Annotated in this window: 20 protein-coding genes and 1 riboswitch; of the genes, 5 read left to right on the plus strand and 15 right to left on the minus strand. The window is 70.6% G+C overall.

The features are described 5' to 3' along the window. Positions 1 to 94 precede the first annotated feature (94 nt). Positions 95 to 1,054 (minus strand): DMT family transporter, encoded by a 960-nt coding sequence (locus tag ACFVX6_RS30820; RefSeq protein WP_389697020.1) that lies wholly within the window; start codon positions 1,052 to 1,054, stop codon positions 95 to 97. Between the two features lie 227 nt (positions 1,055 to 1,281). On the opposite strand from ACFVX6_RS30820, the gene ACFVX6_RS30825 reads away from it, so the two are divergent. After that, entirely contained in the window at positions 1,282 to 1,710 is a 429-nt protein-coding gene (locus ACFVX6_RS30825; protein ID WP_266910679.1) for an SRPBCC family protein, read from the plus strand. A 118-nt stretch (positions 1,711 to 1,828) separates the two neighbouring features. On the opposite strand, the gene ACFVX6_RS30830 is transcribed toward ACFVX6_RS30825, so the two are convergent. Then, entirely contained in the window at positions 1,829 to 2,449 is a 621-nt protein-coding gene (locus tag ACFVX6_RS30830) for a PadR family transcriptional regulator (protein ID WP_389697022.1), read from the minus strand. A 244-nt stretch (positions 2,450 to 2,693) separates the two neighbouring features. Between ACFVX6_RS30830 and ACFVX6_RS30835 the strand changes: the two genes are divergently transcribed. Beyond that, positions 2,694 to 3,512: a PhzF family phenazine biosynthesis protein gene (locus ACFVX6_RS30835; RefSeq protein WP_389697024.1), complete on the plus strand. Its 819-nt coding sequence runs from the start codon at positions 2,694 to 2,696 to the stop codon at positions 3,510 to 3,512. Positions 3,513 to 3,553: 41 nt separating this feature from the next. On the opposite strand, the gene ACFVX6_RS30840 is transcribed toward ACFVX6_RS30835, so the two are convergent. Together ACFVX6_RS30840 and ACFVX6_RS30845 are read right to left on the minus strand one after the other, a co-directional pair. After that, positions 3,554 to 4,297 carry a CPBP family intramembrane glutamic endopeptidase gene (locus tag ACFVX6_RS30840; RefSeq protein ID WP_274551693.1) on the minus strand — a complete coding sequence of 248 codons (744 nt, stop codon included), beginning with the start codon at positions 4,295 to 4,297 and terminating at the stop codon, positions 3,554 to 3,556. Between the two features lie 200 nt (positions 4,298 to 4,497). After that, entirely contained in the window at positions 4,498 to 6,033 is a 1,536-nt protein-coding gene (locus tag ACFVX6_RS30845; RefSeq protein ID WP_389697026.1) for a glutamate-cysteine ligase family protein, read from the minus strand. A 512-nt stretch (positions 6,034 to 6,545) separates the two neighbouring features. On the opposite strand from ACFVX6_RS30845, the gene ACFVX6_RS30850 reads away from it, so the two are divergent. Both ACFVX6_RS30850 and ACFVX6_RS30855 read left to right on the plus strand, forming a co-directional pair. After that, a complete protein-coding gene (locus tag ACFVX6_RS30850; protein ID WP_389697028.1) occupies positions 6,546 to 7,166 on the plus strand; it encodes a hypothetical protein in 621 nt (206 codons plus the stop codon). Positions 7,167 to 7,435: 269 nt separating this feature from the next. Further along, entirely contained in the window at positions 7,436 to 7,642 is a 207-nt protein-coding gene (locus ACFVX6_RS30855; protein WP_112451479.1) for a DUF5999 family protein, read from the plus strand. Between the two features lie 71 nt (positions 7,643 to 7,713). Here the strand turns inward: ACFVX6_RS30855 and gcvP are convergent, their stop codons facing one another. Beyond that, positions 7,714 to 10,599: an aminomethyl-transferring glycine dehydrogenase gene (gene gcvP / locus ACFVX6_RS30860; protein WP_389697030.1), complete on the minus strand. Its 2,886-nt coding sequence runs from the start codon at positions 10,597 to 10,599 to the stop codon at positions 7,714 to 7,716. 198 nt (positions 10,600 to 10,797) lie between these two features. After that, positions 10,798 to 10,896: riboswitch (glycine riboswitch) on the minus strand. A 118-nt stretch (positions 10,897 to 11,014) separates the two neighbouring features. On the opposite strand from gcvP, the gene ACFVX6_RS30865 reads away from it, so the two are divergent. After that, on the plus strand, positions 11,015 to 11,380 hold the full coding sequence (locus ACFVX6_RS30865) for a PRC-barrel domain-containing protein (RefSeq protein WP_250745194.1): 366 nt from the start codon (positions 11,015 to 11,017) through the stop codon (positions 11,378 to 11,380). A gap of 699 nt (positions 11,381 to 12,079) precedes the next feature. Here ACFVX6_RS30865 and ACFVX6_RS30870 read toward each other — a convergent pair. The 10 genes from ACFVX6_RS30870 to ACFVX6_RS30915 form a co-directional block, all read right to left on the minus strand. Beyond that, entirely contained in the window at positions 12,080 to 13,972 is a 1,893-nt protein-coding gene (locus ACFVX6_RS30870) for a DNA polymerase IV (RefSeq protein ID WP_389697032.1), read from the minus strand. 90 nt (positions 13,973 to 14,062) lie between these two features. Continuing rightward, positions 14,063 to 14,728: a MerR family transcriptional regulator gene (locus tag ACFVX6_RS30875; protein WP_389697034.1), complete on the minus strand. Its 666-nt coding sequence runs from the start codon at positions 14,726 to 14,728 to the stop codon at positions 14,063 to 14,065. 180 nt (positions 14,729 to 14,908) lie between these two features. Next, complete coding sequence (locus ACFVX6_RS30880) at positions 14,909 to 15,382, minus strand: bifunctional nuclease family protein (RefSeq protein WP_250745191.1); 474 nt, start codon at positions 15,380 to 15,382, stop codon at positions 14,909 to 14,911. A 107-nt stretch (positions 15,383 to 15,489) separates the two neighbouring features. Continuing rightward, positions 15,490 to 16,263: a MerR family transcriptional regulator gene (locus tag ACFVX6_RS30885; RefSeq protein ID WP_266959346.1), complete on the minus strand. Its 774-nt coding sequence runs from the start codon at positions 16,261 to 16,263 to the stop codon at positions 15,490 to 15,492. Between the two features lie 19 nt (positions 16,264 to 16,282). Beyond that, complete coding sequence (locus tag ACFVX6_RS30890) at positions 16,283 to 16,822, minus strand: FHA domain-containing protein (protein WP_274547808.1); 540 nt, start codon at positions 16,820 to 16,822, stop codon at positions 16,283 to 16,285. 483 nt (positions 16,823 to 17,305) lie between these two features. Continuing rightward, positions 17,306 to 18,235: a DUF881 domain-containing protein gene (locus tag ACFVX6_RS30895; RefSeq protein ID WP_389697037.1), complete on the minus strand. Its 930-nt coding sequence runs from the start codon at positions 18,233 to 18,235 to the stop codon at positions 17,306 to 17,308. A 5-nt stretch (positions 18,236 to 18,240) separates the two neighbouring features. Then, positions 18,241 to 18,573, minus strand: coding sequence for a small basic family protein (locus ACFVX6_RS30900; protein WP_112452698.1), 333 nt, complete (start codon positions 18,571 to 18,573; stop codon positions 18,241 to 18,243). Continuing rightward, positions 18,570 to 19,472, minus strand: coding sequence for a DUF881 domain-containing protein (locus ACFVX6_RS30905; RefSeq protein WP_389697039.1), 903 nt, complete (start codon positions 19,470 to 19,472; stop codon positions 18,570 to 18,572). The genes ACFVX6_RS30900 and ACFVX6_RS30905 overlap by 4 nt, the downstream gene beginning before the upstream one ends. Before the next feature lie 133 nt (positions 19,473 to 19,605). Next, positions 19,606 to 22,101 carry a sugar phosphate nucleotidyltransferase gene (locus tag ACFVX6_RS30910; protein ID WP_389697041.1) on the minus strand — a complete coding sequence of 832 codons (2,496 nt, stop codon included), beginning with the start codon at positions 22,099 to 22,101 and terminating at the stop codon, positions 19,606 to 19,608. Positions 22,102 to 22,198: 97 nt separating this feature from the next. Continuing rightward, the gene (locus ACFVX6_RS30915; protein WP_250745186.1) at positions 22,199 to 22,789 is read right to left on the minus strand and encodes a CDP-alcohol phosphatidyltransferase family protein; all 591 of its coding nucleotides are present in this window, start codon (positions 22,787 to 22,789) and stop codon (positions 22,199 to 22,201) included. Between the last annotated feature and the right edge of the window lie 167 nt (positions 22,790 to 22,956).

Consider the following 22,956-nt stretch of genomic DNA (forward strand, 5'->3'; position numbering starts at 1 on the left):
GGGTCACGGCCCGGGCCGGGTTCTCCTACGTGGTGGCAGCCGCCCGCGCTAGGCGGCGGGAGGCGGAAGCACGGTCATCGGCATGATCGAGAGCCTAGACCTTGCTCGGGTCGCGGTCCAGGGCGGCCACCGGCTCCGCGACCCCGGGCGCGGTCTGTCGGGAGGTCTGGGCGATGAAGGCCCCGCCCAGCACGAGCGCGCCGCCGATGATCTGCCAGGTCGAGAGGTGCTCATTGAGGAGCACCCAGGCCAGTACGGTCGCCACGACCGCCTCCAGGCAGGCCACCACGCCCGCGACCTGCGGCGACAGCTTGCGCACGGAGACCACACCGGTCAGGTACGCGAACACGGTCGCGATCAGCACCACCCAGCCGAGCAGCACCGGCGCGGGCACCATCAGGTCCCCGAGCGCCGCGTCGCCGCCCAGTACCTGCCAGTCGATCTGCCAGGGCCGGGCGATCACGGTCATCACGAGGGTGCCGACGATCATGCCGTACGCGATCATGCCCATCGGGTCGGGCACGTCGTCCCCGTCGCTGCCCTGGTCGGCGAAGACGAAGTAGAAGGCCTGGCAGCAGGCGGCCGCGAGGCCGAGCAGCACGCCGAGCAGGTCGAGGCTCAGCCCGGCCCAGATCTGCACCACGCAGGCGAGACCCACGACGGCCACGGCGGCGCCGGCCGCGGCGGCCCGGGTCACGGGCCTGCGCTGCACGAAGCGGATCCAGCCCAGCAGCAGCGCCGGGCCGAGGTACTCCAGCAGCAGGGCCACACCGACCGGGATCCGGGACAGCGAGGCGAAGTAGAAGGCCTGGACCCCGGCCACGGCGACGAGCCCGAAGCCGGCGAGCAGCAGGGGTTTGCGGCGTACGAGATCGCGATGGCGCCAGGCCAGCGGGGAGAGCACGAGCGCCGCCCCGGCCACCCTGAGCCAGACCATGTGGAGCGGGTCCAGACCCGCCTCGATCAGCGGCTTCGCCGCCACACCCGAACCACCGAACGCGATCGCCGAAATGAGGGCGAGGCCCAGTCCGGCATGTCTCCCTGACGCTTGCATTCGGACATCATGGCAGGCCCGGTCAGGAGCGACAGGACCGTGACACCTGTTGAGATGCTCCCGAGACCGACCCGACACCGGCCGGGTCCACACCCCCCTCCACACCAACCTCCGCACGCACCTCCACACCCACCCGCTTCGCGATATCTGACAGGTCGTCAGTCTTGAATGTTGCGTCCGCCGGGACTACCTTCCGCCGCACGTACCTGACGAGAAGGGGTGGTCGCATGGCTGAAGTCACCGCGGAATCACGCATCGAGGCGTCCGCCGCGAAGCTCTGGTCCCAGCTGACCGACTGGGACGCATACGGCCAGTGGAGCATGACCCACACCAACTTCCCGAAGGGCGGCCCCGAGACCCTCGCGGTCGGATCCACCTTCGCCGAGAACATGAAGATGATGGGCTTCCCCGCCGAGGTCCTCTGGACGGTCTCGGAGCTGGAGGACGAGCGCGTCTTCGCGATCACCGGCAAGGGCCCGATGGGCGTCGCCGTCCTGACCCGCTACACCCTGATCCCGGACGGCGGGGCCACCACGGTCCGCATCGACGGCGAGTTCACCGGCGCCGCGGTCTCCCTCATGGCGGGCAAGCTCAAGGACTCGGCCACCGCCGCCCTGAACGAGTCGCTCCGCAAGCTCTCCGGCCTGGTCGCCTGAGCACCACCCCCGAACGAACAGGTCCGCACGCGCGCGGACACGACGGCGCGCCCCGCGAGAAGTCCCGCAGGGCGCGCCGTCGTATCGGAAGGTCCCACCGACTCGCAGCCACTCACACTCAGTGCTCGTCGGCCAGGATCAGGTAGAGCTTCTTGCGGGCGTCGTTGATCACGGCGAGGGCCTTCTCCCGCTGCGCGGGAGTGCCGGTCTTGAAGACCTGCCCGAAGGCCTCCATCAGACCGAAACCGGCCGTCCGGACCTCGTTCATCGCCTCGAAGTCGAAGCCCCGGCCGGCCTCCGCCCAGGGGGCGTCCGGGCCGGACTCGGCCTCGGTGCGACCGGCGTCGGTGAGCGTGAACAGCTTCTTGCCGCCCTCGCTCTCGCTGGTGATGAGGCCCTCGTCCTCCAGCAGCTGCAGGGTCGGGTAGACCGACCCCGGGCTGGGCTTCCACGCCCCGCCGCTGCGCTCGCCGATCTCCTGGATCATCTCGTAGCCGTGCATCGGCCGGTCGGTGAGCAGCGCCAGGATGGAGGCGCGCACATCACCCCGCCGAGCCCGGCCGCGCGGTCCGCCGCGGCCGCCGCGCCCACCGAAGGGCCCGCCGCCGAAGGGCGGCCCGAACGGCCCGAAGGCGGCACGCCGCTGCTGGAACTCCTCCCGACGGTCCGGCCCGCAGTGGCCGTGACCCCGTCCGTGCTCATGCCCGTGGTCGTGTCCGTGCTGTCCGTGTGAACGCATGACTGCGCTCCTTTCCCCATTCGGTGATTCGTTGTCGCTGATGCGATGTCTCTACTATCACTGACCCATCGCGATGCGTCAACGATATATCGGAAACTCCTTCAACGAACACCTCCGACCGGCTGATGACCATCGCCCTGAGCACCCCGCCGGAGAGGTGGCCGGGGACATGGGCCGGTAGCCAGTCCAGTCATCCCGAATTGGCCTTTGCGGCCGGCTCCGCCGCGTCCCTACCGTCGATGACATGCGCATCCGAATCGTCGACGCCTTCACCGACCGCCCCTTCGGCGGCAACCCCGCCGGGGTCCTACTCCTCGACGGCGGGTTCCCCCCGGACGCCTGGCTCCAGCAGGTCGCCGCCGAGGTCAACCTCTCCGAGACCGCCTTCGCCCACCGCCTCCCGCCCGGCGGCGACGCGGACTGGGCGCTGCGCTGGTTCACCCCGGCCGCCGAGGTCGACATGTGCGGCCACGCGACCCTGGCCACCGCCCATGTCCTGGCCACGAGCGGGCTCGCGACCGGGACGGTCCGCTTCTCCGCGCGCTGCGGAATCCTGGAGGTCACGGTCGCCGAGGACGGGACCCTGGTCATGGACTTCCCGACCTCCTCCCTGACCGAGGTCGAGCCGGACCCCGCCGTGGAGCGCGCGCTCGGCGCCCCGATCAAGTCGGTCCACGACACCTCCGAGCACATCGGGGACCTCGTGGTGGAGCTGGCCGACGAGCGGGCCGTACGGGAGCTCGCGCCGGACCTGGCCGCCCTGCGCGGCTACTCCCGGCGCGGGATCATGGTGACCGCGGCGGCCGAGGACCCCTCCCGCGGCTACGACTTCGTCTCGCGCGGCTTCTTCCCCGCGCTGGGCATCGACGAGGACCCGGTCACCGGATCCACCCACACCGCCCTGGCGCCCTTCTGGGCACGGCGGCTGGGCCGCACGGAGCTCGTCGGCCTCCAGGGCGCAGCCCGCACCGGCCTCGTCCGGGTCCGGTTGCTGGGCGACCGTACGCTGCTGACCGGGCGCGCGGTCACGGTCATCGACGGCGAGCTGCTCAGCGCACCGTAGGCGGCCGAGCAGTCGAGCGGTCGAGCAGTCGAGCAGTGCGCCTACGGCGTGGGCAGCCAGCCCACCTTGCCCGCCAGCAGGGCGTACCCGCCGAAGGCCACGATGTCGAGCAGCGCGTGCGCGACGACGAGCGGACCGACCCGGCCCCAGCGCCGGTAGGCGAGGACGAACACCACGCCCATCACCACGTTGCCGATGAATCCGCCGATGCCCTGGTAGAGGTGGTAGGAGCCGCGCAGCACGGAGCTGGCCATCAGCGCCGCCATCGGCGACCAGCCGAGCTGCCCGAGCCTGCGCAGCAGGTAGGCCAGCACGATGACCTCCTCCACCACGGAGTTCTGCACCGCGGAGAGGATCAGCACGGGGAACTTCCACCACACGTCGGGCAGCGCCTCCGGCACCACCGTGAGGTTGAAGCCGGTCGCCCGCGCCCCCAGGTAGAAGGCCAGTCCCGCGCTGCCGATGCAGGCGGCGACGAGGGCGCCCCGGCCCAGGTCCCACCAGGGCCGGGTGCGGTCGAAGCCCAGCACCTTCAGCCCGGGCGCGCCCTCACGGGTCAGCAGGTGCGCGACGAGCAGGACGGGGACGAGGGCGCTCGCGATGCCGAACAGTTGCCAGGCCAGGTCCAGCCAGGGCCGGCCGGGGGCGTACGAGCCGTTGAGCGTGGCGGCCTGGTCCTTGAGCCCGCCCGGCTTGGTCAGCGAGCCGATGAAGCTGATCAGGGCCGAGACCCCGCTCGCGCCCAGGGACAGTGCGAGCACGAGCAGCGTCTCGGAGCGCAGCATCCTGCGCCCGCTCGAGCGCTCGCCGAGCTCGAGCTCCCCGACCTCCGGTTCCGGCTCCGTCCGCACGCCCGTCTCCCGTCCCGCCACCGCTGCGACATCTCGCGGGGCGTCCCGCCCCGATCACCCCATACTGCCTCCTCCACGGGACAAGGGGATCACCGGGCGGGACCGGACGAGACGAGACCCGACGGGACCCGGGATCAGCCCGCGGCCGCCGGCCCGGCCGCCGCAGCGCCACCCCCCAGACCCGCCGGCCAGGTGTGCACGGGATCGCCCCGGTGACTCAGCTCGCTGTAGCGGCGCGTGGTCGCGGCCAGCGCCGCGTCCCGCTCCAGCCCGTCCGCGAGGGCCCGGTGGTACGTGTCCACCTGCCAGGTGGCCCCGTTGACCCGGCGTCGGCACCGCTCCTCGATGATGCCGAGGTAGTGGTCCCGGTCGGCGGGCTCGATGCCCCACGCGTCCAGTCCGGCGGCCGCCATCGGCAGCAGCTCCTCCAGCACCAGCCGGACCGCGGGCACGCTCGCCAGTCCCCCGCCCCGGCCCCGGCGCGGCCAGCGCAGCCGGGCGTCGATGCCGTAGCGGCAGGCCGCGTCGAAGTTGGCCTCCGCCTCCGCGAAGGGCAGCCGGCTCCACACCGGGCGCTGCTCGTCCGCGAGCGTCCGTACCAGCCCGTAGTAGAAGGCCGCGTTGGCCACGACGTCGGCCACCGTCGGGCCGGCGGGCAGTACCCGGTTCTCCACGCGCAGGTGCGGCACGCCGTCAGCGACCCCGTAGACGGGCCGGTTCCAGCGGTAGACGGTGCCGTTGTGCAGCACCAGCTCCTGCAGGCTCGGCACCCCTCCCTCGGCGAGCACCCGCAGCGGCTCCTCCTCGTCGCAGATCGGCAGCAGGGCCGGGAAGTAGCGGACGTTCTCGGCGAAGAGCTCGTACGCCGAGTCCACCCACCGCTCGCCGAACCAGGTGCGCGGGCGCACCCCCTGTGCCTGGAGCTCGGGCGGCCGGGTGTCGGTGGCCTGCTGGAAGAGCGGCGGCCGCGACTCCCGCCACAGCTCCCGCCCGAACAGGAAGGGCGAGTTGGCGCCGACGGCTATCTGTACGGCCGCCACCGCCTGGGCCGCGTTCCACACGTCCGCGAACCGTGCCGGGGTCACCTGCAGGTGCAGTTGTACGGAGGTGCAGGCGGCCTCCGGCACGATCGACCCGGAGGTCCAGGTCAGCCGCTCGACTCCCTCGATGTCGAGCACGAAGTCCTCGCCCCGCATCATCAGGATCTGCTCGTTGAGCAGGGAGTAGCGGTCCACCGCCGAGAGGTTGGCGGTGACCAGGTCGGTGCGGGAGATCGTCGGCAGAATACCGATCATGACCACCCCGGCGTCGACCTCCAGGGCCTGCCGGTGGGCATAGCCGAGACCAGCGCTCAGTTCCTCGGCGAGCTGGTCGAATACCCGGCCGCCGAGCCGGTGCGGAAGTACGTTCACCTCCAGGTTGAACATTCCCAGTTCGGTCTGGAAATCGTTGCTCGCAATACGCTCGAGGACCTGCGCATTCACCATTCTCGGCAACCCGTCGGCACCCGCGAGATTCAACTCGATCTCCAACCCCATCATGTTCTTGGGGCGATCGAACCTCTTCTCCTCCAGAAGTCGCTCCAGTACCTCCAGGCACTCGTGAAGCTTCCTCCGGTACCGTTGCCGATCGGACAGGTCGAATCCGCCCGCCACGACCTTCTCCCCCATCGGAGCGTCCCTCCTCGACTGGGCCCGGGCGGCGGGCAATGGCTCCGCCGCCCGGGCGCGCGTTACGGTCGATGATGCCCCGGCGGCGTGATCGATAACGCGGAAGGGGCGCGACTGGCGGGGAGCGCGCGCCGGTTTGGCCGACAGGCGCTTTGGCACATTCACCTGGCAAGCACTCCTACGCAAATACAGCGTAGACCTTGCCGGTTATTGATAACCGACGCTTTTCAGCCGAGCCCCCATCCGGTAACCTCCGAGGTCAGCGCGGAAACTTGGCGCGCACCCGGCATGAATGCCACGTCAGCGGGACCGGTAACCGCCTTGTCGGCAATAGGCGGGACAGCTAGCCGAAACACTGCGTGAACACATGTCAGATAAACTCCGCAAGCGAGGCAGAGAGTTGGCGCGCGGCCATTGCCCCTCAGCCCCCCTCTGACCCCAAAATGCGACAGCGCCGTCCGCACCCCGCACCCGCCCCGTTCCACAGTCTCCCAAGCGAGAGGCGACCCATCATGCCGCTGCACGTCCCTCCGGCTCCCGCGCCCGCCCTGCGCTGCGTCCTCGCGGCCCTCGGTTCCCCCACCGCCGTCCACGAGGCGCACACCCCGGCCCTGCGCGCCCTCCAGGGACCGATGACCGCCGAACTGCCGCTGCCCGTCCACGTCCTGGACCGGCTGCACGTCTCCGGCCTGACCGCCGGCGGCAGGCCGCCGCGCACCCGGCTGACCGGCTGGCGGTTCCTGATCCGCAGCGGGGACCGCTACGTCGCGGCGGCCGACACCCGGCTGACCGCGGACGGATGGGTCTTCTCCCACTTCTTCGAGGGCCCCTACGTCGCCGCCACCGAACGCGCGCTGCGCCAGGCCGAATCGCTCGGCAAGAACTACCAGCCGCGCCTGCTGTCCGTACCGGAGCTGTACATGCTGACCCTGTGGCTGCACGGATCGGTGGGAGCCGACGCCTCCGCCGGCCTGCCGGCCGCCGCCGACCTCCTGGTTCCCCTCGCCCCCGCTCCGCCCGGCATCGCCGCCTACCGTCCGCACCCCGTGTCCGAACTGCTGCCCGTACTGACCCACCGGCTCACGCCGACGGCTCCCCCGGTGCCGCCTTCCATGGCCGCACCGGCCGCCTGACCCGGCCCCTGGCCGGTTCTGCCCATTCGGCCTAGCCCACTCGGGCCCCCAGCGAACCATCCGAAATGACAGGGGAGTTGAGCTGAACCGCCCGCACGGGTGATGCGTCATCAATCTATGAGGACAGCTGCCGGGAAATCCCTCCGGACACCGTGCCGTGGGGGAACACTGGGGACTCTGACCGAGCCAAGTCGTTGATACGGGGGGCGGCCATGAACAACGCATCGAGCCGCAGCACACAGACCACACCGCAGCGAAAGAACGCATCCATGTGCCAGCACAAGCCAGCATGCCCGTCCGCCGACTCCGCCGACCGGGAGGCCGCGCACCCCGTGGCCGTTCACCCGGAACAGGGTTGGAGCCTGCTGTGCAACGGCGTCCTGCTGTTCGAGGACACCGGTGAGCTGCTGCCGGACGGCCAGATCATCGCCCCGCACCGCCCGCTCGCGGCGACGCAGGTGATGAAGGCGGCCTAGCCGACGACGCGAACGAAAGGGGCCGGCCCAGGAGAGAACTCCCGGACCGGCCCCTTCGTCATGTCACTGCATCAGTTGTCGTACTCGTCCAGCGGCGGGCAGGAACACACCAGGTTCCGGTCGCCGAAGGCACCGTCGATGCGGCGCACCGGCGGCCAGTACTTCTCCGCGGCCGACACCCCGCCCGGGAAGACGGCCTCGTCGCGGGTGTACGGGTGGTTCCACTCGCCGCCCAGGGCCGCCGCCGTGTGCGGGGAGTTGGCCAGCGGGTTGTCGTCCACCGGCCACTCGCCGCCCGCGACCCGCTCGATCTCGGCGCGGATGGCGATCATCGCGTCGCAGAAGCGGTCGATCTCGGCGAGGTCCTCGGACTCCGTCGGCTCGATCATGAGCGTGCCGGCGACCGGGAAGGACATGGTCGGCGCGTGGAACCCGTAGTCGATCAGGCGCTTGGCGATGTCGTCGATGCTCACGCCCGTCGCCTTCGACAGGGGGCGCATGTCGATGATGCACTCGTGCGCGACCAGGTTGCCCGGGCCGGTGTAGAGCACCGGGTAGTGCGGCTCCAGGCGCTTGGCGATGTAGTTGGCGCCGAGCACCGCGACCTGGGTGGCGCGCTTGAGGCCCTCGCCGCCCATCAGGCGCACGTACGACCAGGAGATCGGCAGGATGCCCGCCGAGCCCCACGGAGCGGCCGAGATCGGGCCGACGCCCGTCTCCGGACCGGCGGTCGGCTGGAGCGGGTGGTTGGGCAGGTACGGGGCCAGGTGCGCCCGGACACCGACCGGGCCGACGCCCGGGCCGCCGCCGCCGTGCGGGATGCAGAAGGTCTTGTGCAGGTTCAGGTGCGAGACGTCGCCGCCGAAGTGACCCGGCTTGGCCAGGCCCACCAGGGCGTTGAGGTTGGCGCCGTCCACGTAGACCTGGCCGCCGGCGTCGTGCACCTGGGCGCAGATGTCGGCGACGTGCTCCTCGAACACACCGTGCGTGGAGGGGTACGTGATCATCAGCACGGCGAGCTCGTCGCGGTACTGCTCGATCTTGGCGCGCAGGTCGTCCGCGTCCACCTCGCCGTCGTCGGCGGTCTTGACGACGACCACCTTCATGCCGGCCATCACGGCGCTCGCGGCATTGGTGCCGTGCGCGGAGGACGGGATGAGGCAGACGGTGCGCTGCTCGTTGCCGTTCGCCCGGTGGTAGGCGCGGACGGCCAGCAGACCGGCGAGCTCGCCCTGGGAGCCGGCGTTCGGCTGAATGGAGACCTTGTCGTAGCCGGTGACCTCGCAGAGACGTTCCTCCAGCTCGGTGATGAGCGTGAGGTACCCCTCGGCCTGCTCGACCGGAGCGAACGGGTGCAACTGGCCGAATTCAGGCCAGGTGACCGACTCCATTTCGGTGGTCGCGTTGAGCTTCATGGTGCAGGAGCCCAGCGGGATCATGCCGCGGTCCAGCGCGTAGTCCTTGTCCGAGAGCTTGCGCAGGTAGCGCAGCATCGCGGTCTCGGAGCGGTGCTGGTGGAAGACCGGGTGGGTCAGGTACGCGTCCGAGCGCAGCAGCCCCTCGGGGAGCGCGTCGGTCGTGGTGGCGTCGAGCGCCTCCAGATCGGCGGTGACCCCGAAGGCCGCCCACACCGCGTCCACGTCGGCGCGCAGGGTGGTTTCGTCACAGGAGGCGGAGACCAGGTCGGCGTCCACCTGGTACAGGTTGACCCCGCCCTCGCGGGCCGCGGCCACGACCTCGGCGGCACGGCCCGGAACCCGGACGGTGACGGTGTCGAAGTAGGAGCCGTGCACGACCTCGACGCCGCCGGCCGTCAGACCGGCGGCGAGCAGGGCGGCGTAGCGGTGGGTGCGACGGGCGATCGTCCGCAGCCCGTCCGGGCCGTGGTAGACGGCGTACATGCCGGCCATGACGGCGAGGAGCACCTGCGCGGTGCAGATGTTGCTGGTGGCCTTCTCGCGGCGGATGTGCTGCTCACGGGTCTGCAGCGCCAGGCGGTACGCCTTGTTGCCGTCCGCGTCCACGGAGACGCCGACGAGGCGGCCGGGAAGCGAGCGGGCGTGCTTGGCCTGGACGGCCATGTAACCGGCGTGCGGTCCGCCGAAGCCCATCGGGACGCCGAAGCGCTGGGTGGTGCCGACGGCGATGTCCGCGCCCAGCTCGCCCGGCGAGGTCAGCAGCGTCAGGGCGAGCAGGTCGGCGGAGACGGCGACGATGGCGCCGAGCGCGTGCGCCTGCTCGATGACCGGCTTGATCTCCCGCACGGCGCCGGAAGCACCCGGGTACTGGAGGAGCACGCCGTAGACGCCACGCTCGGCGATCTCGGCCGGAATCCCGTCCGACAGGTCCGCGACGACGACCTCGATGCCGATCGGCTCGGCGCGGGTCTCGATCACCGCGATGGTCTGCGGCAGCGCGTCGGCGTCGACGAGGAAGACGTTGCCCTTGGCCTTGCCCACGCGGCGGGCCAGGGTCATGGCCTCGGCGGCCGCCGTGCCCTCGTCGAGCAGCGAGGCGCCGGAGGTCGGCAGGCCGGTCAGCTCGGCGACGACGGTCTGGAAGTTCAGCAGGGCTTCGAGACGGCCCTGGGAGATCTCCGGCTGGTACGGCGTGTACGCCGTGTACCAGGCCGGGTTCTCCATGACGTTGCGCAGGATCACCGGCGGCGTGAAGGTCCCGTAGTAGCCGAGACCGATCATCGACGACAGGACCTGGTTGCGGTCGGCGAGCTCACGCAGCTCGGCGAGCACCTCGGCCTCGGTCCGCGCCTCGGGCAGGTTCAGCGCGGCGGTGGTCTTGATCACATCCGGCACCGCGGCTGCGGTGAGCTCGTCCAGCGAGCCGTAGCCCACATGGGCGAGCATCTTCGCCTGCGCCTCGGCGTCCGGGCCGATGTGGCGCTGCTCGAAGGGGATGCCTCGCTCCAGCTGGGAGAGCGGAATGCGGTTGGCGGTCATGTACGGAGGCCTCCTGGTCGTACGACCTGCGAGGGGCACCACGGCGCGGGCACCCGGACGGCCTCCCCCTCTGTCATCACAACCTGAGAGCTTCACCGGGCCGCGCGGGGATCGCCCACGAGATCCGGCTTTCACCGTCGGTGAGGAGAGGGACCGGCACTGCGCGCCCGGTACCCGCCCCTGCTTTCCAGAGTGGCCTCACCACGTGCGGTACGTATGCCTGAGAGATTCCGGGGAGGATTTGCTCCTTCGGCGCCTCCGTCTCACTCACTCGGAGGACTCTCCCGCACAGGGTCAACAGCCATCACCCAGCCTACCAGCGAGGATCTGCGGGCCTCCCTCGAGTGGCCCCCTCTCCGGAAATGCACTTTTGTAGTCATTACGGAGGAGTTGCGCCCAATGGAGGGACCGGACCGTGCAGACCGACATCGATCCCCGCAGCCTGATCGGCCGCAAGGCGTTCGACCGCAATGGCACCAAGATCGGCACCGTCGACGAGGTCTACCTCGACGATGCCACGGGCGTCCCGGAATGGGCCGCCGTACGCACCGGACTCTTCAGCCGGGACGCCTTCGTCCCGCTGGAGCCCAGCGAGATGGTGGGCGACACCCTGCGCGTGCCCTTCGAACGCTCCCTCATCAAGGACGCCCCCGACTTCGGCGTCGGCCGCCACCTCTCCCCCGAACAGGAGCTGCAGCTCTACCACCACTACGGCCTGGACCTGGCCCTCCCCACGGACTTCCAGCACGACTTCGGCCACAAGACCCCCGACACCCCCTGACCCCCCACCCGCTGCCCGCCGCCACCCGGGGCAGCGGGCCTGACAGCGGCCCAGCACACCGAACCGGGGCAAGCGAGGAACGCCGGGCGGATCCTCGCCACCCAGCCAGCCCCAGACCACCGGGCAAGCCGGCGGAGGCCACCGACCACGAGCAGAGCCCTGAGCCGGGCCGCACCGCCCAGCAGGACCGGGGGCTGGGCAAGCCGACCGAGGCCACCAACCATGGCCAGGACGCTGAGCCGCACCGCACCGCCCAGCAGGACGGGGGCGCCGGGCAAGCCGGCCGACGCCACCGACCATGGGCAGAGCCCTGAGCGGAGCCCTGAGCCGGGCCGCACCGCCCAGCAGGACCAGGGTGCTGGGCAAAGACAGGCTGCCGGATCGAGCCAGTCGCACACAGCACGTTCAACGGTCGGCGGCGCCCAGCGGGCAGCGGGCAGCGGGCAGCGGGCAGCGGCACCTGACATTCCGCGCCCAACCCAGTACCGACAACGGGCCGACCAACGGGCGCACCCAACGGCCGACACCCGGCTACGCCCAGCACCCAGCAGCTGCCGCCGAGCCACCGCCCGGCCCCCGGCCGCGCCCAGCAGCTGCCGACGAACTACCCCCGAACCCGACGGGCCCTGCCGGCGGACGACTCCCCGGACGCGGACGGGCCACCCTCGCCCGGCGAAGCGGCCTGACCTCTGAGGCTCCCTACGGCGCCGTCGAGCCCTCGACCCCCACCACCTGGTCCCCTACCAGCGGCATCGGATCGGACGGCTCCAGCTCGGGGTCGTCCACCAGAAACGTTCGCACCCGGCCCGGCTCGGATCCGGGCTGCTCGAACCGTACGGTCACTCGCCCGACCCCGCTGCCCTGCACCCACCCCGGCCCGTACGCCGCATGCCGCACATCGCTCCCGGCCGGCCACAGCCGCTCACTCACACCTTCGACACCGCCCGACCCCCCGAGCCCCTGCCCACCCGCCGGACCTGCCCCCGAGCCCTGGCCCTGACCCGAACCTTGACTCTCCGGGGCGCCCCGGCCCTCCCCGGCACGCTCCACCGGCCCCGACCCAACGCCCTGGCCCTGCCTCTCTCGAGCCGCCCGGCCCTCCCCGGCACTCTCCACCTGCCCCGACCCAACACCTTGCCCCTGGCCTTGCCCCTGCCCCTCCGGGGTGACCCGGCTCTCCGCCTCCCCCGACACGGCACCTTGCCCCCGGCCCTCAGCCTCAGCGAGCGCGTGCCCAGCCCCCTGCCCCTCGCCGGCGGCCTCACCCTGCCCTTGCCCAGGGGCCTGCCCCTGCCCCTGCCCCCGCCCCCGGCCGGTGCCCTCGTCCTGAACCGGCCCGGGCCCCTGTCCAGCGCCCTCACCGAGAGCGCGGCTCTCCTGACCCCCGTCAGCATCGACCGCGTCCCGCCCCGCGCCCCCGCCGAACGGCGCAACCCCGTCAGCACGATCCGCACCCACTCCCGCAGCCGGCTCCGGACCCGCAGCCGATCCTGACCCCGCCCCCGCCCGCGCAGCCATCGCATCGGCGAAAGCGAAGAGGTCCTCCTGCGTGTAGTCCGCCAGCCCCGTCACACCCACCCCCAGCAGCCGCACCCCGCCCGTGGTGTCCACGGCCTCCAGCAGCCGCGCCGCCGCCTCCCGCACCACCGCGGGGTCGTCCGTGGGCCCCCGCAGAGTCTCCGAGCGGGTCAGCGTGGAGAAGTCGTACCGCCGAACCTTGAGCACGATCGTCCGCCCCGAGTGCCCCGACCCGCGCAGCCGCTCCACGCACCGGTCCGCGAGCCGCTGCACCTCGTTGCGGATCCGCACCCGGTCGTGCAGGTCGACGTCGAAGGTGTCCTCCACCGACACGGACTTCGCATCGCGTTCCGCGACCACCGGCCGCTCGTCCACGCCCAGCGCCATCCGGTACAGCCCGACGCCGTGCGAGCGCCCCACCATCCGGACCAGCTCGTCCTCACCGGCCTCCGCCAGCTCCCCCACCGTCGTGATCCCGGCCCGCCGCAGGTGCTCCCCCGTGGCCGGCCCCACCCCGGGCAGGGTCCGTACCGACATCGGTGCGAGGTGCGCCCGCTCCGTGCCGACCTCGATCAGCAGCAGCCCGGCCGGCTTGGCCTCCTCGGAGGCGACCTTGGCCAGCATCTTGGACCCCGCGAGCCCCACCGACCCGCTCAGCCCGGTCGCGGCGGCGATGTCGGCCCTCAGTCGCTCGCCAACGGCCCGCGCGGCCTCCGCATCGAAGGCGACGCCCCCCGCCTCCAGGTCCACGAAGGCCTCGTCCAGGCTCAGCGGCTCCACGAGGGGGGACAGTTCCCGGAGCATCCCCATGACCGTGTCGCTGACCTCGCGGTACAGGCTGAAGCGCGGAATCAGGCACGCGCCGTTCGGGCAGAGCCGCCGCGCCTGGGCCATCGGCATGGCCGAGTGCACCCCGAAGCGCCTGGCCTCGTAGGAGGCGGTGGCGACGACCCCGCGCGGCCCGAGCCCGCCGACGATGACGGCCTTGCCGCGCAGGCTCGGCTTCGACGCCTGCTCCACGGAGGCGTAGAAGGCGTCCATGTCCAGGTGCAGGATGGTCGGCGCGGCTCTCACAGCTCCGATGCTGCCCTACGCCACTGACAATCGGCCCGAACCCGACCCACCGCCGGGTCCGGCCAACCAGACGGCTGGCCGGAAGGCCCCTCAGACGGCCCGGTTCCTCCGGGCGGCCAGCTCATCGGCCGGGTTGTGCCCGACCACCGTCTCGCCCGTGTCCACGCGCTCCCCGTGCAGCTGCGACAGCGCGTTCTCCACATCGCGCCAGACCACGCCCACGGCGATCCCGAAGACGCCCTGGCCACCCTGGAGCAGGCTGACGACCTGATCGGGCGAGGTGCACTCGTACACGGTGGCGCCGTCGCTCATCAGCGTCATCCGCTCCAGGTCCGAGAAACCCCGGTCGCGCAGGTGCTGCACGGCGGTGCGGATGTTCTGCAGCGCCACCCCGGTGTCCAGGAAGCGCTTCACGATCTTGAGGACGACCACGTCCCGGAAGCTGTACAGGCGCTGCGTCCCCGACCCGTAAGCGGGGCGCACCGTGGGCTCCACCAGCCCCGTGCGCGCCCAGTAGTCGAGCTGCCGGTACGTGATGCCGGCCGCGGCACACGCCGTCGGCCCTCGATATCCGACCTGCTCGGGTGCGGACTCGCCACCCACCGACTCGACTGGCCCCACCGGCCCCACCGAACCGACCGGCGCGGGCTCCGGCTGACGGCGCGCGGAGTTCACCGCACCACCGTGCAGCGGGTACGGCCCACCGTCACTCCGTGCGGGGATGCCCCCGGTCATACCGTCGCCCGTGACTCTCACGCCGACCCTCCGTCCTTGACCTGCCATCTCGAAGGTAGGCAGTCACCAGGGGTGCGTCAACGATCGCCACACTCGGCACGCCGAGTGATAATCACCCTGAGAGTGGTTTCCCGTACCCCATTGCGGGGAAAGGCTACTCGAATGGGCTGAAATATCCGGGAGGACGGCGCGACCCGCGCCTCACTGCGGGCCGGTGCCGAAGTCCTCTGGCGAGATCTGGTCGAGGAACTCGCGGAACTTCTCCACCTCGTCCTCCTGCTCGTCCGGGATCGCGATTCCGGCGTCGTCGAGCACGCCGTCGCTGCCGAAGATCGGCGTCCCGGTCCGCAGGGCGAGCGCTATGGCATCGGAAGGCCGCGCGCTCACCTCGACTCCGCTGGCGAAGACGAGCTCCGCGTAGAAAACGCCCTCCCGCAGATCCGTGATCCGGACTTCGGTGAGCTCCTCGCCGATCGCCTCCAGCACGTCCTTGAAAAGGTCGTGCGTCAGCGGCCGGGCAGGGGCCATGCCCTGCTGCGCGAAGGCAATGGCGGTCGCCTCCCCTGGTCCGATCCAGATGGGGAGGTACCGGTCGCCTCCCACTTCACGCAGGAGCACGATCGGTTGGTTCGAGGGCATTTCCACCCGGACACCCACAACGTCGAGCTCGTTCACACAGCAACCCTAGGACCTGCCCGGCAGGTTTGGGTAGTCGGGCTCCCCCAAGCCTGCCCCGAAGCCCCTCCGAAGTCGCCCGAAGTCGGCCCGAAAACCCCTCGGGATCAGTGCAGCCGCACCCCGAGAGCAGTTTGTACGAGGGCCTCGTGCAGCCGTACCGAGAGCCCCGCGAGCTCCTTCATGGTGGCCTCCGCATGGGCCCTGGTCTGCGGATTGCGGTGCCGGCGCAGCGGCGAGACCACTTGCTCCACCAGACCGGCCTCCCGGTCCGCAGCGGCCTTCATCGCCCGCAGGTGGCGCGGCTCCAAACCGAATCGGCCGAGATCGGCGACCAGACGGGCCACGGTGACGGCCTCGGCGTCGAAACCGCCGCCGGGCGCCTCCGCGATGAGCCCGTACGACTCCCACTCCACGAGCTGGACCTCGTCCACCTCCGCGGCGGCGATCAGCTCGGCCCGGCCCACCCGGGCCACGGTCGGCCGTTCCCGGCCCACCTCGCCGTAGAGGGCGACAGGGCTCGTGGGGTCGACGGACTCCCCGTGCGCCGTGGGCGCCGGGATACGGATCTGCTCACCCCGCGCGAGCGCGTCGAGCTGCTCGCGGATGACCTTCAACGGGAGATAGTGGTCGCGCTGGAGGCGCAGGACGTGGGCGAGGCGCTCCACGTCGTCGGTGCTGAACTTGCGATATCCGGAAGGTGTGCGCCGGGGCTCGACGAGCCCCTCCGCCTCCAGGAAACGGATCTTCGAGATCGTGACTTCGGGGAACTCGTCACGCAGCATCGTGAGCACCGTTCCGATGCTCACCAGCCGCACGCCCGAGGAGGCGGTGCCGGCGGTGCCGCTCTTGGCGGCACCGCCTGCCGGGATACGCAGCATGGGACCTTCCCTTGAAGGGTCAGTGCCCCCGCAGGCTCGCGTAGAAGACCAGCCGGTACTTGCCGATCTGGACCTCGTCGCCGTTGTGCAGGGCGACGGAGTCGATCGGTTCACGGTTCACGTACGTGCCGTTGAGGCTGCCGACGTCGGAGACGGTGAAACCGTCGTGGCTCCTGCGGAACTCGACATGGCGCCGGGAGACGGTGACGTCGTCCAGGAAGATGTCGCTCTGCGGGTGCCGGCCGGCCGTCGTCAGCTCGCCGTCCAAGAGGAACCGGCTGCCGGAGTTCGGGCCGCGCCGCACGATCAGCAGAGCGGAACCCGGGGGCAGCGCTTCCACCGCGGCCTGGGCCTCGGGGGACAGCGAGGACGACACGTGCGTCTGTCCCGACACCTCGGCCTCGTAGGCCTCCAGGCCCGAGATCGAGATGGTGGACGTGGTCTCCGAGGCACGCTCCGGCGTCAGACCCGCCCGCAGCGGCGCCCCGCAGTTGGAGCAGAACCGGCTCGCCGCATCGCTGCGGTGCCCGCACCTGCTGCAAATCTGCTCGGCCGACATGGACGGCTCCTCGCGCCGCGGCTGCCCCGCGGAGGCATTGGTGGCATACGGGTCGGGGGCAAACCCTCCACCCGTACTTGAGGTTGATGGTTCACCGAAACCTATGCGTCCGGTACCGGCAGGGTCAACAGTCGACGCGCCGTGCGCGCCCGAAATGTCACCCGCCCCGGCGACCTCGTCGCGGAAGAGCGGCCGGTCGCCCTGCCCTTCCACGTCTCCATGCCCCGCGCGGTGCCTGGCCGCACCGCTTTCCTCGCGGTTCTTCTTGCCGAACAACTTCTCAAACAACTTCACGGGCGATTCCCCTTGACCGAAACAGACCCGCCCGTGGGGCAGGACGAACTCCGAATGCAACACCTGCCGACCCGGACATACTTACAACGTCCGTAACCATCAGACAGTTTCCACCACGCACCGCGACTTCGGTGCGTCGACCCCCCGCAGGCATTCGCCCGCGTGAGCCCGTCTCCCGCGCCTCCCGCATCACGACGATGACGACCGAGCGTAGTCAGGCTGCTTCGCAGCCCGCAAGGCATCCACAACGATCTTCGCCGGACGTGTGACGCCGACGACGGCCTGCTCCTTCTCCAGCGACTGGACGACGCCACCGGGAATGTTGAGCGCCGGCTCCAGGTCCTGCGGCTTCCCGATCACCTTGAACTCGTAGGGCTGTGTGATCTTCTTACCGTCGATCGCGACACCGTCCTCCTCGTCCGAGAAGTACGAGTCCGCCACGATCCGCACCCCGTTGATCTGGATCGCCTCGGCCCCGGCCGCCCGCAGCTCCTGGAGGGTGTCCAGCAGCTTGTCCGACTGCACCTGATTCTTGGGGTCCGTGATCTTCAGCACGATCCCCGGCCCTTGCGCGGCCACCGTACCGGCCAGGATCCCGAGTTGGCGCTCCTTCTCCACGGTCTGCTTCCGGGCCTCCTCGGCCTGGTTGGAGCTGCTCTCCAGCTCCCGGCGCTGGTCGTCGAGCTTCTGCTTCTCGTCCTCCAGCCGCTTGGTCCGCCCGTCGAGCTCGTCGAGGATCCGTACGAGGTCCTCCTGACGGGCGCCGCGCAGCGCGCTGGAGTCGCTGTTCGACCGCACCTGGATGGCCAGGCCGAGCCCCAGGACGAACAGCAGCACCGCGACGATCAGTTGGGCACGGCTCACCCGCGGCGGCCACAGCCCGGCCGCCAGCCGCTGGCGCCCGGTCTGCTCGGGGCCGGTCTGCTCGGGGCCGGCCGGCGCGTACCCGCTGGGCGCGTACCCGGTCGGCGCGGCTCCGCTCTCCTCCGGACCCCGCTCCTCGGCCCCCGGCCCGGGCTCGTGGCCCACGGGCCCGGCCGACGGCTCCAGCGGAGGCTGCGCCTTCGGCCGCTGTGCCGCGGCCCCGGGCTCCTCGGGCGGGGTGTCGTTCGTACTCATCGGCCTCACGCCCGGAACACGTGCCGGCGGATGGCCGCGGCGTTGGAGAAGATGCGGATGCCGAGGACGACGACCACACCCGTGGACAGCTGCGAGCCGACCCCCAGCTTGTCGCCGAGGAAGACGATCAGCGCCGCCACGACCACGTTCGACAGGAACGACACCACGAAGACCTTGTCCACGAAGATGCCGTCCAGCATCGCGCGCAGGCCTCCGAACACCGCGTCCAGCGCCGCGACCACGGCGATCGGCAGATAAGGCTCCACCACGGCCGGCACTTCGGGCCGGACGAGAAGTCCGACCACCACTCCGACCACGAGGCCCAGTACCGCGATCACGATGCACCCTTCTGCTGCTCTGCTGCTGTAGCCGTACGTACGGTCAGGCTCGACGCGGCCGGAAGGCGCACCTCGCCCTCGGACGACAAGGTGTAGCGGATGCCGTAGTTCTCCTGCAGCACGTGCAGGTACTGGCCGTCCGCGGAGTCCTGGAACGCGGTCCCGAGGCGCTTCTTGTCGCCGATCGCCAGCACTTCGTACGGCGGCACCAGCGGCCTGTTGTCGACCAGTATCGCGTCACCCGCGGCCCGGATCGCCGAGAGCGACGTCAGCCGCTGCCCGTTGATCGAGATCGCTTCCGCCCCTGACTGCCACAGCCCGTTGACGATCTTCTGCATATCGCGGTCGCGGAGCCGCCCGGTGTCCGAGAATCCGGCGCTCTCACGCGGCTTGGAGCCGTTCCCGGTCGTCGAGCCCTTCGCATCGTCCACCGTCAGCTTGATCCCGGGCCCGTGCACCTCGGTGGCTCCGGACAGCAGCGCCACGAGCTGGCCCTGTTCGCCGCCGTGCTGCTTGAGCGCCTCGCGCTGCCGGGCGGCGACGGTGTCCCGGAGCCGTTCGATGTCCCGCTCCAGACCGTCCGCGTGCGCGTCGGCCCGGTCGACCCGGTCGATGAGTTCCTGACGCTCCTTGGCCAGCACCGGCGCGGTCGCCCGCGCCTGCGCGGCGCCCAGGGTGACGACACTGGCGGCGAGCACGAGCCCGGCGGCGAGACCCAGTTTGGCCTTGAGGGTCCGCGGCAGGCCGGACGTGCCCTCGGCCTCGCGGCGGGCCGAAGCCTCCGCGTAGCCCTCGTCGAGGGAATGGTCCATCACGTGCGTCAGCAGCGACATGGAGGCGTCCGGCCGCGCGGGAGGTGCCGAACTGCGGTTGTGGGGCGGCTGCGACATGCCGCACATCGTCGCATGTCGGCGCCGCTCCCACCGAATGCGGACGTCCGGTGGACCGGCCGGGGTTTACGCCCCGCCCGCTCCACCGGACCTTCGGCCCTGCGCCGTTCCGTTCCGGCCTACGGCCTGCCGTACGGGCCGCTCAGTGCCCGGCGCCGTCCACCACCGCTGCCCAGCCGTCCAGCAGCGCCTGCGCGGACGCGTCGTCGGGTCCTTCGGCCCACAGGTGGGTGACCGCCTCCGCCGGATCCGGCAGCACCAGGGCCCAGCGCCCGTCGGCCTCCACGACCCGCACCCCGTCGGTGGTGTCCACCTGCCGGTCCCCGGCCGCCTCCACGACCCGCCGCATGACGAGCCCCTTCACCGCCCACGGGGTCGGCACGTCCCGCTTGAGCACGTGCGCCCGCGGGATCCGGGCATCGATCTGGCTCAGCGTGAGCTGCGTCCGCGCCACCAGCCCGATCAACTGCACGAAGGCGGCCGACCCGTCGAAGACGCTGCTGAACTCGGGGACGATGAATCCGCCCCGCCCGTCGCCGCCGAAGATGGTGCTCTCCGCCCGGCCCACCCGGGTCAGATCGTCGGGCGAGGTCGTCGTCCACTCCACCTGGGTCCCGTGGTACGCCGCCACCTGCTCGGCGATCCGGGTCGTGGTCACCGGCAGCGCCACCTTGCCGCTGCGCTTCTCGGCGGCCACCAGATCGAGCAGCACCAGCAGCGCCCGGTCGTCCTCGATGATCCGGCCGCGCTCGTCCACGAGGGAGATCCGCTCGCCCACCGGGTCGAAGCGCACGCCGAAGGCGGCCCGCGAAGACGCCACGATCTCCCCGAGCCGCACCAGTCCCGCCCGGCGGGATTCGGCGCTCTCGGTGGGCCGGGACTCGTCGAGCCCCGGGTTCACGGTGAGGGCGTCCACCCCGAGCCGGCCCAGCAAGCTGGGCAGCACCAGGCCGGCGCTGCCGTTGGAAGCGTCCACGACCACCTTGAGCCCGGAGTCCGCGACCCCGGTGGTGTCCACGCGCCGCAGCAGCGAGCCGGTGTAGGCGTCGAAGACGCTTCCCGGGAACTGCAGGTCACCGATCTCGCCGGGGAACGCCCGCCGGTACTCCTGGCGCGCGTAGACCCGGTCGAGCTTGCGCTGCTGCTGGAGGGAGAGGTCCGCCCCGCGCTCGTCGAGGAACATGATGTCGACGGAGTCCGGCACGCCCGGCGAGGTCCGCAGCACGATCCCGCCGGCGCTGCCGCGCGCGGTCTGCTGCCGCGCCACGGGCAGCGGTACGTTCTCCAGGTCCCGGACGTTGATGGCGCTGGCCTGGAGCGCCGAGATCACGGCCCGCTTGAGCGCTCGCGCGCCTCGGGAGTGGTCGCGGGCCGTGGTGACCGTCGCCCCCTTCTTCAGGGTCGTCGCGTAGGCACCTGCCAGCCGGACCACCAGCTCCGGGGTGATCTCCACGTTCAGGATCCCGGTGACCCCCCGGGCGCCGAACAGATGTGCCTGCCCCCGGGACTCCCAGATGACCGAGGTGTTGACGAAGGCGCCCGCCTCGATCGTCTTGAAGGGGTAGACCCGCACGTTCCCCTGGATGATCGATTCCTCGCCGACGAGGCACTCGTCGCCGATGACGGCCCCGTCCTCGATCCGGGCGGCCCGCATGATGTCGGTGTTCTTGCCGATGACACAGCCGCGGAGGTTGCTGTGCGGCCCGATGTACACGTTGTCGTGCACGACGGCCTTGTGCAGGAACGCACCGCTCTTCACGACGACGTTCGACCCGATGACGGTGTGCTCGCGGATCTCCACGCCGGCCTCGACCTTGGCGTAGTCCCCGATGTACAGCGGTCCGCGCAGGACCGCGTCCGGGCTCACCTCGGCCCCTTCGGCGATCCACACGCCGGGGGAGATCTCGAAGCCGTCCATGTCGACCTGGACCTTGCCCTCGAGGACGTCGGCCTGGGCCTTGACGTAGCTCTCGTGGGTGCCGACGTCCTCCCAGTAGCCCTCGGCGACGTAGCCGTAAATGGGCCGGCCTTCCTTCATCAGCTGAGGGAAGACGTCACCCGACCAGTCCACCGAGACGTCCGCGTCCACGTAGTCGAAGATCTCCGGCTCCATGACGTAGATGCCGGTGTTGATGGTGTCCGAGAACACCTGGCCCCAGGTCGGCTTCTCCAGGAAACGCTCGACCTTGCCTTCCTCGTCCACGATGGTGATGCCGAATTCCAGCGGATTCGGGACCCGCGTGAGGCACACCGTGACGAGTCCGCCCTTCTCCTTGTGGAAACGGATCAGGTCGGTCAGGTCGAAGTCGGTGAGCGCGTCACCGGAGATGACGAGGAACGTGTCGTCCTTCAGAGCCTCCTCGGCGTTCTTCACGCTGCCGGCGGTGCCGAGTGGCTTCTCCTCGTTGGCATAGGTGAGCTCCATTCCGAGCTCTTCGCCGTCACCGAAATAGTTCCTGACGAGCGACGCCAGGAACTGCACGGTGACAACGGTTTCGTTGAGCCCATGCCGCTTGAGCAGCCTGAGCACGTGCTCCATGATCGGCCGGTTCGCCACCGGCAGGAGCGGCTTGGGCATGCTTGAGGTCATGGGGCGAAGCCGAGTGCCTTCGCCACCAGCCATCACGACGGCCTTCATGTCGGAAGAGTCCTCCTTGAGAGACGGCGAATCGCCGACCTCACCCGTCTCGGACGGTGACTGGACCACTCCCCCGCGTCAGTCACGCCGAGCGAGCTCAATCGGCCGTGGCGTCCGCCTTCACCAGCCGGCGGACTTGTACCACGTAAAGGACTCCTGCCCACCAATAGAGGGTTGTACCCCATCCGGCGAACGCCCATCCGAAAACTGACCCCATCCAGGCCAACCAACCCGACCAGGTGCTCACCAGGAGGAAGGGGAACGCGTACATCAGGTTGAAGGTCGCGGCCTTGCCGAGGAAGTTGACCTGGGGCGGCGGATAGCCGTGCCGGCGCAGGATCCAGACCATGACCAGCAGCATCAGCTCGCGCGCGAGCAGCGCCCCGGTGAGCCAGAGCGGCAGGATCTCGCGGTACGTGAGACCGAACAGGGTGGACAGGATGTAGAGCCGGTCCGCGGCAGGATCAAGCAGCCGGCCGAGGCTGCTGATCTGATTCCAGCGCCGTGCCAGCTTCCCGTCGAGGTAGTCGCTGATCCCGCTGAGCATGAGGACGGCAAGAGCCCAGCCGTCATGCTCGGCCAGGATCAGCCACAGGAACAGGGGTACGCCTGCGAGGCGCGCCATGCTCAGGATGTTCGGAATGGTGAAAATTCGGTCAGTCTGAACCCGAGTCTCCTGGACCTCCACCCGGGGGCCTCCACTGTGACTGTAGAAATGTCGAACGATGCCCCCTGACCCTACAGGAGCCGGTGCACCGGGCCGTAAACGCAGAAAAGCCCCGCACCGAACCCTTGAAGGGCTGGTGCGGGGCTTTCCCACAATGATTGTTCGGCGGCGTCCTACTCTCCCACAGG

The sequence above is a fragment of the Streptomyces sp. NPDC058289 genome, assembly GCF_042880975.1.
In the GTDB taxonomy this organism is placed as follows: domain Bacteria; phylum Actinomycetota; class Actinomycetes; order Streptomycetales; family Streptomycetaceae; genus Streptomyces; species Streptomyces stoeckheimensis.